9 protein-coding genes are annotated in these 13,571 nt (G+C 69.9%); 5 read left to right on the forward strand and 4 right to left on the reverse strand.

Annotated elements, in window-relative coordinates:
* Positions 1-60: 60 nt before the first annotated feature.
* The 3 genes from RAB70_RS18270 to RAB70_RS18280 form a co-directional block, all read right to left on the reverse strand.
* Entirely contained in the window at positions 61-1,119 is a 1,059-nt protein-coding gene (locus tag RAB70_RS18270) for an HDOD domain-containing protein (RefSeq protein ID WP_148828779.1), read from the reverse strand.
* A gap of 315 nt (positions 1,120-1,434) precedes the next feature.
* Positions 1,435-1,920: a nuclear transport factor 2 family protein gene (locus tag RAB70_RS18275; protein ID WP_148828778.1), complete on the reverse strand. Its 486-nt coding sequence runs from the start codon at positions 1,918-1,920 to the stop codon at positions 1,435-1,437.
* 150 nt (positions 1,921-2,070) lie between these two features.
* On the reverse strand, positions 2,071-5,655 hold the full coding sequence (locus RAB70_RS18280) for a methylmalonyl-CoA mutase family protein (protein ID WP_148828777.1): 3,585 nt from the start codon (positions 5,653-5,655) through the stop codon (positions 2,071-2,073).
* A 218-nt stretch (positions 5,656-5,873) separates the two neighbouring features.
* Between RAB70_RS18280 and RAB70_RS18285 the strand changes: the two genes are divergently transcribed.
* Complete coding sequence (locus RAB70_RS18285; RefSeq protein ID WP_225851628.1) at positions 5,874-6,191, forward strand: hypothetical protein; 318 nt, start codon at positions 5,874-5,876, stop codon at positions 6,189-6,191.
* A 496-nt stretch (positions 6,192-6,687) separates the two neighbouring features.
* Positions 6,688-7,788 (forward strand): Glu/Leu/Phe/Val dehydrogenase dimerization domain-containing protein, encoded by a 1,101-nt coding sequence (locus RAB70_RS18290; RefSeq protein WP_148828776.1) that lies wholly within the window; start codon positions 6,688-6,690, stop codon positions 7,786-7,788.
* 120 nt (positions 7,789-7,908) lie between these two features.
* Here the strand turns inward: RAB70_RS18290 and RAB70_RS18295 are convergent, their stop codons facing one another.
* Positions 7,909-10,734 carry a S8 family serine peptidase gene (locus RAB70_RS18295; protein ID WP_265530049.1) on the reverse strand — a complete coding sequence of 942 codons (2,826 nt, stop codon included), beginning with the start codon at positions 10,732-10,734 and terminating at the stop codon, positions 7,909-7,911.
* A gap of 204 nt (positions 10,735-10,938) precedes the next feature.
* On the opposite strand from RAB70_RS18295, the gene RAB70_RS18300 reads away from it, so the two are divergent.
* From RAB70_RS18300 to RAB70_RS18310, 3 genes are all read left to right on the forward strand, one after another.
* The gene (locus RAB70_RS18300) at positions 10,939-12,114 is read left to right on the forward strand and encodes a thiolase family protein (protein WP_017914368.1); all 1,176 of its coding nucleotides are present in this window, start codon (positions 10,939-10,941) and stop codon (positions 12,112-12,114) included.
* 122 nt (positions 12,115-12,236) lie between these two features.
* The gene (locus RAB70_RS18305; protein ID WP_048490955.1) at positions 12,237-12,578 is read left to right on the forward strand and encodes a hypothetical protein; all 342 of its coding nucleotides are present in this window, start codon (positions 12,237-12,239) and stop codon (positions 12,576-12,578) included.
* A gap of 573 nt (positions 12,579-13,151) precedes the next feature.
* A complete protein-coding gene (locus RAB70_RS18310; RefSeq protein WP_148829421.1) occupies positions 13,152-13,505 on the forward strand; it encodes a hypothetical protein in 354 nt (117 codons plus the stop codon).
* Positions 13,506-13,571: the final 66 nt, after the last annotated feature.

Here is a 13,571-nt window from a genome sequence, read left to right on the forward strand (position 1 = left end):
AGCCGGCCGCTCTGCCGCACGTTTCGACCAATCACTGGCTGGACCACGCAACGGCGCCACCTAACGGCGATAGCGCACCGCCAGCTGCGCGGCCGCCGCGGCGCGATGCCGGCGCAGGGCCAGGCCGAGTGCACTCATGGTCGCCACATCGGCGTCGCCCGACTGCTCCTCCAGGGCGCGTTGCACGCGCGGCGACAGCCCCCAGTCCGCAGAGATAGCCTTGGCGCAGTGTGCCGACCAGGCCTCCAGCATCTCGGTCATCGCCGCCGGCGTTGGCGCTGCCTCGGCGTGGCGTGCGTGGACATCGCGCAGCACCTGCACCACCGAGACCGCGCCCAGCCCGCACAACAGCGCCAGCAGCTGCGCGGCGTTCGCATCCTCGCGGTCGGGCCCCTGGGAGGCGGCGTGCGCCGACAGCAGGGTGTGTTCCCACAGCACCGCCGCACAGCGGCCGAAGACGCTGCCGTCGTCGACGATCACCGGTTGCAGCAGCGCCGCCAGCACGATCTGGCGCAGGCCCTCGGTGCCGAGCAGGGCCACCGCCCGCTCCAGGTTCTCGATCGGCTCGGGATGGCGGCGGTAGACGACGCTGTTGGCGATGCGCAGCAGGTTGCCGGCCAGCGCCGGGTCCTGGCCCAGGATCGTGGCGATGGAATGGGCGCCGGCGGTCGGGTCGTTGATCGCGCGGGTGAGCTGCGGCAGCAGGTGCGGGCGTCGCGGCGTGTAGCGCGGATGCGCATCGATGCGCGCCAGCACCGCGGCGGCCTCGGCCATGACCGCCGGCGCAGGCGTGGCCGACGTGATCACCGGCCGGCCGGCGAATGCCAGCTCGCACAGGCGCGCGAGGATCGCGGCGTCCGGCACCGGATCCAGATCGAGCAGGGCCGGGTCGGCGAAAGGGTCGAGGCCCGGGTCCACCGGGGCAACAGGCGCGGCTGGCGCGGTGGGTGCAGACACTGCCGGTGCCGCGGATACGTCGGCATCCTCGACATGGGCGCGCGCCTGCGGCGCCTCGGCCGCATCGCCAGGGCCACGCCGCAGCCACCACCACAGTCCGCCCCCCAGCACCAGCGCACCCGCACTGATAGCAATCCACATGATCGGCACGATCGTCGTCATCCGCAAAACATCGCCAGGTCCCCGCGCCCGGCCACCGGTGCGCGCCCACGCGGCACGCCATGTCATTCAAGCACGCCGCGCGGGTTTCTGCGCAACGCCGACGTGATGCGGTGGCCGACCGCCGTGAGGCGGTCATGGACAACGCGCGATCGCGCCACTCAGCAGCAAGCAAGCGGCGTGCCGACACCGCGCTGCACCACTCCATCAGCCTGTTGCGCCGCTCCTCGCTGCCGCCTGCGGACGGCACGTGGCGGGTCTGGTCGGGGCGATGGGGCTTGAACGCCGCCCTCTGGGGGGCGACGGCCGCCCCCTCGCTCAGTGCGGCGCCGGTGCGGGCGCGGTGCGATGCCCGTAGCTGAGTACCCGCGTCAACTTCCAACCGTCCGGGTCCTGGCGCCACACCATCACGAACTTGGCGATGCCCTCGCAGCGGCCGCTGGCCAGCTCGCAGAAGCGGTGCTCGCCTTCCTCGATCGCCCCGAAGTCCTTGATCGGATAGACCCGCAACGTACCGGGCAGCAACTCGCGGCGGACCTTGCCGCAGATCCATTTGCGCGTGTTGTCGACGACGCTCGCGCGGTCCCAGGTGACGCCGCCGGTGTCGTGGTAGAACTCCACGTCCGGCACGAACGACGACTCGAACGCCGCCAGGTCGCAGCGGTTGTAGGCCTCGAACAGGCGCTGGTCCAGCGTCGCGACGGTGTCGAACAGCGGCCCCGCCGCCCCATCCCCGGCCGGTTCCGCCGCGCGGGTCGTCGCCGCGCACGCCATCAACACTGCCAACGCTCCCCAGGCTTTCATCGGCACCCTCTGCGTGAATCGATGGGACACTATGAGACCGCCCGGGCCGCGGCCGCAAGATTGCCGCATGCGCTGGCGCGGCGCCGCAGAAGCGCACGCGGCAGGCACCCTCGCCGGCACGCCGGCGTCGGCAGCCACGACCGTCGGCGCCTACATGTTGCGCCGATACTCGCCGCCCACCTCGTACAGCGCATGGCTGATCTGGCCCAGGCTGTGAGTCTTGACCGCCTCCATCAGCGCCGCGAACACGTTGCGGCGCTCGCGCGCGGTGCGCTGCAACGCGCCCAGGCCGGCGCCACCGGCGACCAGCGCCAGCGCGTTGCGGCGCTGCTGCCAGTCGCGCACGTTGCCGATCTGCTGATCCTTTTCCTGCTCAGTGGAGCGGATCAGCTCGATCTCGGTCGCGGTCTCGCCGGCATGCTCCTTGGGCAGGAAGGTGTTGACCCCGACCAGCGGCAGACTGCCGTCGTGCTTCTTGTGTTCGTAGTACAGACTCTCTTCCTGGATCTTGCCGCGCTGGTACATGGTGTCCATCGCGCCGAGCACGCCACCGCGCTCGCTGATCGCCTCGAACTCCTTGTACACCGCTTCTTCCACCAGGTCGGTGAGCTGCTCGACGATGAAGCTGCCCTGCCAGGGGTTCTCGCAGAAGTTCAGCCCCAGCTCCTTGTTGATGATCATCTGGATCGCCACCGCGCGGCGCACGCTCTCCTCGGTCGGCGTGGTGATCGCCTCGTCGTAGGCGTTGGTGTGCAGGCTGTTGCAGTTGTCGAACAGCGCGTACAGCGCCTGCAGCGTGGTGCGGATGTCGTTGAACTGGATCTCCTGGGCGTGCAGCGAACGGCCCGAGGTCTGGATGTGGTACTTCATCATCTGGCTGCGCTCGTTGCCGCCGTAGCGCTCGCGCATCGCCCGTGCCCAGATCCGCCGCGCCACGCGGCCGATCACCGTGTACTCCGGGTCCATGCCGTTGCTGAAGAAGAAGCTCAGGTTCGGCGCGAAATCGTCGATGTGCATGCCGCGCGCCAGGTAGTACTCGACGATGGTGAAACCGTTGCTGAGGGTAAAGGCGAGCTGGCTGATGGGGTTCGCGCCGGCCTCGGCGATGTGATAGCCGGAGATCGACACCGAGTAGAAGTTGCGCACCTTCTGCTCGACGAAATACTGCTGGATGTCGCCCATCATCCGCAGCGCGAACTCGGTGCTGAAGATGCAGGTGTTCTGCGCCTGATCCTCCTTGAGGATGTCGGCCTGCACCGTGCCGCGCACGCTGGATAGGGTCTGCGCCTTGATCTGCGCGTAGGTCTCCGCGTCCAGCAACTGGTCGCCGCTGACCCCGAGCAGGGCCAGGCCGAGGCCGTCGTTGCCCGGCGGCAACTCGCCGTGATAGCGCGGGCGTTCGCGGCCTTCGAACAACCGGGCCAGCGTCTGCTCGGCCTGGGCCCAGCGCTGCGCGTCGGCCTTCAGATACTTCTCCACCTGCTGGTCGATGGCGGTGTTCATGAACATCGCCAGGATCATCGGCGCCGGACCGTTGATGGTCATCGACACGCTGGTGGTCGGCGCGCACAGGTCGAAGCCGGAGTACAGCTTCTTCATGTCGTCCAGGGTCGGGATGTTGACCCCGGAGTTGCCGATCTTGCCGTAGATGTCCGGGCGCGGCGCCGGGTCCTCGCCGTACAGGGTGACGCTGTCGAAGGCCGTGGACAGGCGTGCGGCCGGCTGGCCGACGCTCAGGTAGTGGAAGCGCCGGTTGGTGCGCTCGGGCGTGCCCTCGCCGGCGAACATGCGGATCGGATCCTCGCCGGTGCGCCGGTACGGATACACGCCGCCGGTGTACGGATAGCTGCCGGGCAGGTTCTCCTTGCCGAGGAAGGTCAGCAGTTCGCCCCAGCTCTTGTAGCGCGGCGCGGCGATCTTCGGAATGGACTGGTGGCTCAGCGACTGCCGGTAGTTCTCCACCCGGATCGGCTTGCCGCGTACCGCGTATTCGGTGACCGGGTCGGTGATCGACTTCAGCCGCTGCGGCCACTCGCGCAGCAGTTTCAGCGATTCGCTGGACAGCGACTGCAAGGCATCGTTGTAGCGCTGGCGCAGGAGCAGCAGGCTGGCGTCGACGGCGTCGGCGGACGCATCGGCGGATGCACGCGACGCCGGCAGCAGATCCTGCGCCGCATACAGTTCCAGCTGCGCCGGCAGTTGCGGATCCTGCAGTTCGTGCAGCGCCTGCCAGAACGCCTGCGCACGGTCGGCGGCCTCGGCTTGGCGCAGCACCCCGGCATTGATCGCCCGGCCCTGCTCGGCGATCTCGGCCAGGTAGCGCACGCGTGCGCCGGGAATCAGCACGGTGGCGCGCGGCTCCTTCAGCGTGGTGTCGAGCTGCGGGCGGAAATCGCAGTGCGCCGGCGGGCCAGCGGCGGCATCGGCCTGCGCCGTCAGCTTGTCGCGCAGCAGACGGCACAGATTGACGAACATCCAGCTCACGCCCGGGTCGTTGAACTGGCTGGCGATGGTCGGATACACCGGCACCGCCTCGTCCTCCAACTGGAACGCCGCGCGGTTGCGCCGCCACTGCTTGCGCACGTCGCGCAGCGCGTCCTCGGCGCCGCGCCGGTCGTACTTGTTCAGCACCACCAGTTCCGCGAAGTCGAGCATGTCGATCTTCTCCAGCTGGCTCGGCGCACCGTAGTCGCTGGTCATCACGTACACCGGGAAATCGACCAGGTCGACGATCTCCGAATCGCTCTGGCCGATGCCGGCGGTCTCCACGATCACCAGGTCGTAGCCGACCGCCTTCAACAACGCGATGCAGTCCTTCAGCACCCGGTTGGTGGCGGCGTGCTGGCGCCGCGTGGCCATCGAGCGCATGTACACGCGCGGGCTGCGCAGCGCGTTCATGCGGATGCGGTCGCCGAGCAGCGCACCGCCGGTGCGGCGGCGGCTGGGGTCCACCGACACCACCGCGATGCGCATCTGCGGGAAGCTGGCCAGGAAGCGGTTGAGCAGTTCGTCGGTGACCGAAGACTTGCCGGCACCGCCGGTGCCGGTGAGGCCGAGCACGGGCGCGGTGCGCCCGCTGCGGGACCCGGGACCGGGGACCCGGGACCCGATGGTGCCCGGCAGGCCGGATTGCCACTGCTTGCGCAGCAGCGCCAGCTCCGCTTCGGAGAACGCCCCGTCCTCGATGGCCGACAACATCCTGCCGATGCCGATCTCGTCGTCGATGCCCGGAAGCGGAATGCCGGCCTGTTCCGGGTCCCGGGTCCCGGGTCCCGAGTCCCGCGCCCGCCCTGCCCGCGCCACCACGTCCTCGATCATCTCCACCAGGCCCATCTTCATGCCGTCGTTGGGGTGGTAGATGCGCTCCACGCCGTAGGCCTGCAGTTCGGCGATTTCCTCCGGGGTGATGGTGCCGCCACCGCCGCCGAACACCCGTACATGCGCGGCGCCGCGCTCGCGCAGCATGTCCACCATGTACTTGAAGTACTCCACGTGGCCGCCTTGGTAGGACGACAGCGCGATCGCGTCGGCATCCTCGTGCAGCGCCGCGCGCACCACGTCCTCGACGCTGCGGTTGTGGCCGAGATGGATCACCTCGGCGCCCTGCGCCTGGATCAGGCGGCGCATGATGTTGATCGCCGCATCGTGGCCGTCGAACAGGCTGGCGGCGGTGACGAAACGCAGGGGACTGGCGTCGGTCTGCGGCAACGGAACGCGGGACGCGGGAAGGCTCATCGTGCGGACATCGAAAAGAGAATGCCGCGATTCTAGGCGTGCAGCACGACACGGGCAGGTTGCGCTGCAGCATGCGCACGTGGGCGGCAAACCGCGTACGCGACGTCGCGCCTGGCTATCCGCTGCATGAATACGCCCTCGGAAACGCGTCAACAACCGTGCCGGTCGCGGCGTTTCCTCCCGCGTCGGCAGCCCGCCGATGCCTTCGGAGACATCGCATGTTCGCTCGTCCCTTGTTGCTGGCCACCCTGCTCGGCGGCGCGCTCGCCGGCGCCATGGCCGCCGCGCCCGCGCAGGCGCGCGAAGTGGTGGAACTGTCGGTCCGCACCGCCCCGCCGCCGCCTCGGGTGGAACGAGTGGTGGTGCGGCCCGGCTATGTCTGGATGCCCGGCTACTGGCAATGGAACGGACGCCACCACGTCTGGGTCGCCGGCCGCTACGTGGTGGAACGGCCGGGCTACGTCTATGTCGGTCCGCGCTGGGAGCACTACGGCCCCGCCTATCGCTTCCACGCCGGCTATTGGGTACGCCGCTAGTCCATCCATCCCCAGGGAGACGCGATCGCCGTGCCGGCGGCGATCGCGGGCCACGCCGCCGCGGCATTCAGGGCCGCGGCGGTACGGGCCCACCGCTGCCAACCACTGCTACCGACCGCTGCCGCCCCACGGCGCCGGCGCTCGTCCCGAGCCACTGCACCGGCTCGGCCACCGTCAGCACTCGACCGACCAGATCCGCCATCGCACCGCCCGCACCCGGGTGCCAAGCGCCATTGCCGCGGAAGCCCACGTCCCGCCACCACGCAAGCCGCCCGGCGAACCGGCACGCCACCTGCCCGACTGGCGTCGCACAGAGCCGCGAGATTCCCGCGTGTGGCCACGGCGCCGTCGCGCGGGCGGCCGGCAATTGCTTTAAAATGTCGGCATCGCGACGCTCAGGGCCTGTTCCGGAACCGTCGCGTTTTTGTTTTGCGCCACCCACCAGGCACGTTCCTGGACCATGGTGTCCGACACCTGCAACGCCAGCGGAGCCCCCATGCTTTTCGAAACGCTAGCCAACACCGGCCACGAACAGGTCGTCTTCTGCCACAACCGCGACGTGGGACTGCAGGCGATCATCGCCATCCACAACACCGTACTCGGCCCCGCGCTGGGCGGCGTGCGCATGCGCCCCTACGCCAACACCGAGTCCGCCCTGCAGGACGCGCTGCGGCTCAGCCGCACCATGACCTACAAGAACGCGCTGGCCGGGCTCAACATCGGCGGCGGCAAGGCGGTGATCATCGGCGACCCGAAGAGCGACAAGTCCGAAGCGCTGTTCCGCGCCTTCGGCCGCTACGTCGATTCGCTGGGCGGCCGCTACATCACCGCCGAGGACGTCGGCACCGACGTCAACGATATGGAGCAGATCTACCTGGAGACCGAGTACGTCACCGGCGTGCACCAGGTGCACGGCGGCTCCGGCGACCCGGCCCCGTTCACCGCCTACGGCGCGCTGCAGGCGCTGATGGCCTCGCTGCAGCGCAAGTTCGGCCACGAGGAGATCGGCAAGACCAGCATCGCCGTGCAGGGCCTGGGCCACATCGGCATGGAGCTGGTGAAGCTGCTCAAGGAACGCGGCGCCAAGCTGTACGTGACCGACCTGGACCCGGCGCTGGTCGCGCGCGCGGTGGCCGAATACGGCGCCGAAGCGGTGGACCCGGACGATATCTACGACGTCGCCGCCGATGTGCTGGCGCCGTGCGCCATGGAGAGCGCGCTCGACGAGGCCAAGCTACCGCGGCTCAAGGTCAAGATCGTCTGCGGCACCGCCAACAACCAGTTGGCCAATGCCGCGGTCGGCGAGGAACTGCACCGCCGCGGCATCCTCTACGCGCCCGACTACGCGGTCAACGCCGGCGGCGTGATGAACGTGTCGCTGGAGATCGACGGCTACAACCGCGAACGCGCGATGCGGCTGATCCGCAGCATGTACCACAATCTCGGCAAGATCTTCGACCTGTCCGAGCGCGAGAACATTCCGCCGCAACAGGCCGCCGACCGCATCGCCGAGGCGCGCATGCAGGCGATCGGCAAGCTCAAGCTGCCGCTGGGCCGCACCGCGCCGCGTTCGATGGGCCATCTGCGCGGCGAGTGACGCCACGCACCGCCTGCACCGCAGGCGGAAGGCCGCAGATCGCAGGGCCGGGACGTCCCGGCCCTGCTTGACGGATCGACCCCGCACCGGCGCCGCACGCGCCGGTCCGGGTCCCCGGACTCAGAAGCCCAGGCGATAGCGCAGCGACACCGCGCGGTCGTCGCCACGCGGGCCGAAGCGCTGGTCGTAGCCCAGCCCCAGCAGCCCGCCGTTCCAGCGGGTCTGCAGGCTGGCGCCGAACAGGCCGCCCGAACGCGCCGGCTGCAGGTCCACCAGCGGCGCCCACGCGTTCACGCCGACGAAGCTGGCCTGCCGGTCCAGTCCCTGCGCGGCCAGCGTCTGCTGCCACTCGGCATAGCCCTGCAGCGACCAGCCGCGCCCGCCGAATCCGCCGCGCAGGCCGGCCAAGGCCTGGCTGCGCGAGGAACTGGCGGCACCGGCCATCAGCCCGAAGCCATCGCCCCCCTGTTCGCGGAAGCCATCGCTGTCGATGCGGCTGTAGTCGGCGCCGGCATACGGGGTCAGCCACGCCGGGCCGCGCCCGAGCCGATAGCCGACCTCCACGCTGTAGGACAGGAAGCGACCGGCGTAGCGGCTGGAGGCGTCGGCGACGGTGTCGCCGAGCAGCAGGCTGCGGTCGAGCTGGCGCTGGTACTGGCCGCTACCCAGTTGCGCCAGCGCGTACGCATTGCCCGCCATCGCGCCGAGATAGGCCTGGCCCTGCACCTGGCGGTTGCGGCTGCGGTCCAGGCTGCCGGCGTCGCTGGCACGGCTCTCGCCGAAGGCGAAGCCAGCCACCGCGTGCTCGCCCAGGCGCAGGTCCTGGCCCATCAGCCAGCCATCGAGCTGGAACTGGCTGCCGGCGAAGCTGCCCTGCCCGGTCTCGCCCAGGCGCTGGCTCCAGGCGCCGACCGCGCGCGGTTGGTCGACCAGCGTATCGAAGCGGCTGGACAGCGCGCGCCGCTGCAGGTCCATGGTGTCGAAGGTCATCGCGGTGGCCGCGGCATGCGCCTCGCCGGACAGGCTGCGCAGCGTCGCCGACGCCGCCGCCACGCTCGGCGACTGCTGCACCGCGCCGGCCGCCTTGAGCAGTGCGCCATCGACCGTGGCCGGGTCGTGACTCAGCTGCGTGTTGAGCTGCGCGAACGCCGCATCCACGCGCGTCGCGGAGGCCAGCGTGGCGGCGGTGATGTTGCCGAAGCTGGCCGCGGCCGCGGTGACGCTCAGCGACTGCACGGTGATCGAGGCGCTGGTGGCGTCGTAGGACAGCGACGAGGTCAGGAACACGTTCGACGGCGTGGTCACCGAGGCGAAGGTGCCGGTGAGCCCGCCGTTGGCCTGCAGCACCGTGTACGCGGTGTTGTTGACCACGTAGTCGCGCTTGCCGAGCACGTACAGCGAACCGCCCTGCAGGGTGGCGCTGCCGCCGACCGAGAGCTTGTCGCCGACCAGCAGCGCCAGGCGGCCGTTGCTGCTCTGCACGTAGTTGCCGCTCAGGCTCAGCGTGGCCGCACCGACCTGGAAGGTGCCGGCATTGGCGACGCTGCCGCCGAGCGCGCCGGTGCCGACGAAGGTGGCGCCATTGCTGATCGCCACGTTCGAGCTGCCCAGGCTGGCCGCGCTGAGCGTGCCGCCCTGCACCTGGGTGTCGCCGCTGTAGGTGTTCTGGGTGCCGCTGAGATTCAGCGTGCCGCTGCCCTGCTTGATCAGCCCGCCGCTGCCGGCGATGTTGTTGGCCCAGGTCGAATTGCCGGTGAATCCCACCGTCACGTCGCCCCAGTCGAAGCGGCCCGGTCCCTGCACCGCCTTGCCGACGTTGAGCAGGCCGTAGCCGAAGGTCGCGTCCACGCCGGGCGTACCCAGGTCGGTGGCAGTGCCGAGCAGGGTCTGCCGGACCAGATCGTTGGTGAAGTACGGGAAGGCCTGCCAGACCAGCGCCGCCGCGCCGGACACCAGCGGCGCCGCGAACGAGGTGCCGCTGCCGTAGTAGTAGTCGGGGTTGCTGGTGGCGGTGGTCGCCTTGGGATCGACGAACACCTCGGTGCCGGGCGCGACCAGGCAGTAGCGCATCGCCGCGCCGCAGGCGTTGGAGTACGAGGCCAGTTGCGTGCCGGTGCTCGAATCGGTTGCCGCCACCACCAGCCAGCCGCGCTCCAGGTCCGCCGCCGGCAGGGTGCCGTTGGGGCCGGCCTTGCTGGGCAGCGAAGCGATGTCCGAGGGCGTGGACTTGGATTCGTTGCCGGCGGCGAACACCACCAGGCCACCGTTGCCGAGCACGAACGGACGGTACTCGGCGGCGATGGCATTGGTCGAGTTCAGGTCGGTCCAGTAGATGCCGCCCCACGAGTTGTTCATCACCTTGACGCCGGCATTGATCAGGTCCTGGTGCACCTGGGTCAGGCCCAGTCCGCCGCTGACCTGGTTGCCGCTGCCGCTGCCGTCGTCCTTGGGCGGCGTGTCGGAAATGATGCGCGCGGACACGATCTGCGCGCCCGGCGCGATGCCGCCCGGCCACTGTCCGACCGACTTGCCTGCCGCCAGCTGCGCCACGGTGGTGCCGTGGCCGTCGACGTCGTCGACCTTGGTGTTGTTCTGGCTCGGATCGACGTAGATCAGGTTCGACACCACCCGCCCGGCCAGCGCCGGATGGTTGCGGTTGACGCCGGTGTCGACCACGCCGATGCGGTAACCGCTGCCGTCGTAGCCGGCGTTGTGCGCAGCCAGCGTATTGGTCAGGGTCAGGTGCGCGTCGAACGCCGGCTGGGGCGGCGGCGGCGAGGTCGGAGGTGGCGACGTCGGCGGCGGCGGAGGCGGCGGCGGTGGTGGGGGCGGAGGCGGAGAGGTCGGTGGCGGAGTGCCATGGGTCAGATTTCCGCCACCGCCACCGCCGCCACCGCACGAGGTGAGCGCAACCGCTACCGCGGCCGCCAATAGCGACCGTGCCATCAATGCCCGCATGTCCTTCCCCTCAAATGTCGTCTGCCGGCCATACGGCCGGTGTTGCCCCCGTTAGCGGCCGCCGACGACGGCGCTGAACTACGTCAAATCTACACTGGAATGCAAACCATAGGACTGGCCCGGTGGTGGACGCAATTGGCAGAACCCGCGCCGCGGCCGATAATCGGCACACCACTTTCGTAAGGGTTTGCCATGACCGAGATCGTCATCGCCGCGGCCAAGCGCACCGCCATCGGCGCGTTCCTGGGCCAGTTCAACGGCGTGCCCACGCCGACGCTGGGCGCCGCGGCCATCCGCGCCGCGCTGGAGCAGTCCGGCATCCCCGCCGCCGACGTTTCCGAAGTCATCATGGGCTGCGTGCTGCCGGCCAACCTCGGCCAGGCCCCGGCACGTCAGGCCGCGCGCGCGGCCGGCGTGCCCGACGGCACCGGCGCCACCACCATCAACAAGGTCTGCGGCTCGGGCATGAAGGCGGTGATGCTGGGACACGACCTGATCAAGGCCGGTTCGGCCAGCATCGTCGTCGCCGGCGGCATGGAGTCGATGAGCAACGCGCCGCACCTGCTGCCGAACTCGCGCACCGGCAACCGCTACGGCAACTTCCAGGCGGTCGACCACATGGCCTGGGACGGCCTGACCAATCCCGACGACGGCCAGGCGATGGGCGTGTTCGGCGAGGCCACCGCGGAGAAGTTCGGCTTCAGCCGCCAGGACCAGGACGCGTTCGCGATCGAATCGGTGAACCGCGCGCAGGCCGCGCAGCGCGATGGCGCCTTCGCCGACGAGATCGTCCCGGTCGCCGTGGCCACCCGCAAGGGCGAGGTACGGGTCGACAGCGACGAGCAGCCGGGCAAGTCCGACGTGACCAAGATCCCGGCGCTGAAGCCGGCGTTCAAGAAGGACGGCACGGTCACCGCGGCCAGCTCCTCGAGCATCTCCGACGGCGCCGCCGCGCTGGTGCTGCTGGGCGCCGACGAGGCCGCCCGCCGCGGCGTCGCGCCGCTGGCGCGGATCGTCGGCCATGCGACCTTCTCGCAGGCGCCGGAATGGTTCACCACCGCGCCGGTGGGCGCGATCCGCAAGCTGCTTGACCAGGTCGGCTGGAGCCTGGACGACGTCGACCTGTTCGAGATCAACGAAGCCTTCGCCGTGGTGGCGATGGTGCCCATCAAGGAACTGGGCCTGGACCACGCCAAGGTCAACGTCCATGGCGGCGCCTGCGCGCTCGGCCATCCGATCGGCGCCTCCGGTGCGCGGCTGCTGGTGACATTGCTAAATGCGTTGCGCAGCCGTGGCGGCCGCCGCGGAATCGCGACGCTGTGCATCGGCGGTGGCGAAGCGACAGCGGTCGCCATCGAATTGATTTGATTGGGATTAACCCCTGAAACACAAAAATGAATGCGCGTGCGCTTGACAGCCGACTTTGGCTTGTCATCATGTTGAGGGCGCGCATTCGCGCGTTGCCTAACTAAACGACGAGGATAGACACAATGAGCATCAACAAGCTGCTGATCGCAATGGCCCTGGGCCTGGCCCTGGCCGCGTGCTCGAAGCAGGAGCAGGCCCAGGACGCCGCCGCTTCGGCTAACGAAGCCGCCACCGACGCGCAGGCTGCTGCCGACCAGTCGGCTGCCGCCGGCGCCCCGACCGCCGACGCCGCTCAGGCCGCTGCCGACACCGCCGCGACCGCCGCCAACACCGCTGCCGACGCTTCGGCCGCTGCCGCCGCTGCCCCGACCGATGCCGCTGCCGACAAGGCTGCCGACACCGCCAAGGCTGCGGAAGACACCGCCGACAAGGCGAAGGACGCTGCTCAGGAAGCCAAGAAGTAATCACTTCTTGCTTTTTGCAGTCCTGAAAGAGCCGCTGGTCCGCCAGCGGCTTTTTCTTTGCCTGGCGTTTGCCGGGCAGCGCTGCAACGGCGCCACCAGCGTGCCGGCACAGCGTGTTCCCGGAGGGCGGCGTGGGTGACGACGCATGCATGTTCGCCTCGCGCGAATGCCGCGCCGTCGTCCGCCGCTGACGTCGCCTCGCAAGCGTGCGTCCCCACACACAGGATTCGTCCGCGCCATTGCGTGGTCCACGCGTAGCGCGCATACAAGCGCGACGCATGACCCGCACGACGCGCCGCACCGCCGCCCGCGGCGGGCGATGCGCACCGCTGCCACGCGCCATGCACGTGCGGCGCGTACGCGCCGACGCCGCACATCCGCATGGCCCGCATCGCCGGCATGCGACGGCAGCCGCGCGCATCGCAGTGCCTGGCTCCCACCCCACGGCGCCTCCCCCACCAGCGACAGCGCCTTCCTGAACACTGCCCCGCGCCACCGCTTCGCCTTGACGCAGGCTGCATGCGCGTCCGCCTAGGCTGCGCCGCGTCACCCACCCGTGGACGGAGAAGCCGCATGAACAAGACCCCGATCGTGGCCCTGCTGGGCGCCCTCGCACTGGCCGGCTGCCAGGGTCCCGAATCGCAGCAGGCACAACGCGACGCCAAGGTCGCTGCCGAACAGACCGGCGAAGCGGCCAAGGAAGCCGCCGGCGAGGTCGCGCAGGCCGGGCGCGAGGTCGCCGCCGACGCGCGCGATGCCGCGCACCGTGCGGCCAACTCCGATGCCGTCAAGGATGCCTCGGCCGCAGCCAAGGAGATGGCGGCCGATGCCAGCGAGGCGACGGCGAATGCGGCGCAGAAAGTCGCCGACAAGGCACGCGAGAACGCCAACGAAGATCCGCACAACGGCGACCGCGAGCAGCATTGAGTCATTGGCCGTCCCCGTGCATGCGGGGGCGGCCTCTGCCGCGCAGCGCGTGCCGCGCGCTGTGCC

The organism is Xanthomonas sontii (assembly GCF_040529055.1).
In the GTDB taxonomy this organism is placed as follows: domain Bacteria; phylum Pseudomonadota; class Gammaproteobacteria; order Xanthomonadales; family Xanthomonadaceae; genus Xanthomonas_A; species Xanthomonas_A sontii.

Coding starts and splice junctions, on each gene's coding strand:
- RAB70_RS18270 (WP_148828779.1), bottom strand. CDS start 1,119: ATGACGACGATCGTGCCGATCATGTGGATTGCTATCAGTGCGGGTGCG.
- RAB70_RS18290 (WP_148828776.1), top strand. CDS start 6,688: ATGCTTTTCGAAACGCTAGCCAACACCGGCCACGAACAGGTCGTCTTC.
- RAB70_RS18280 (WP_148828777.1), bottom strand. CDS start 5,655: ATGAGCCTTCCCGCGTCCCGCGTTCCGTTGCCGCAGACCGACGCCAGT.
- RAB70_RS18310 (WP_148829421.1), top strand. CDS start 13,152: ATGAACAAGACCCCGATCGTGGCCCTGCTGGGCGCCCTCGCACTGGCC.
- RAB70_RS18305 (WP_048490955.1), top strand. CDS start 12,237: ATGAGCATCAACAAGCTGCTGATCGCAATGGCCCTGGGCCTGGCCCTG.
- RAB70_RS18300 (WP_017914368.1), top strand. CDS start 10,939: ATGACCGAGATCGTCATCGCCGCGGCCAAGCGCACCGCCATCGGCGCG.
- RAB70_RS18285 (WP_225851628.1), top strand. CDS start 5,874: ATGTTCGCTCGTCCCTTGTTGCTGGCCACCCTGCTCGGCGGCGCGCTC.
- RAB70_RS18295 (WP_265530049.1), bottom strand. CDS start 10,734: ATGGCACGGTCGCTATTGGCGGCCGCGGTAGCGGTTGCGCTCACCTCG.
- RAB70_RS18275 (WP_148828778.1), bottom strand. CDS start 1,920: ATGAAAGCCTGGGGAGCGTTGGCAGTGTTGATGGCGTGCGCGGCGACG.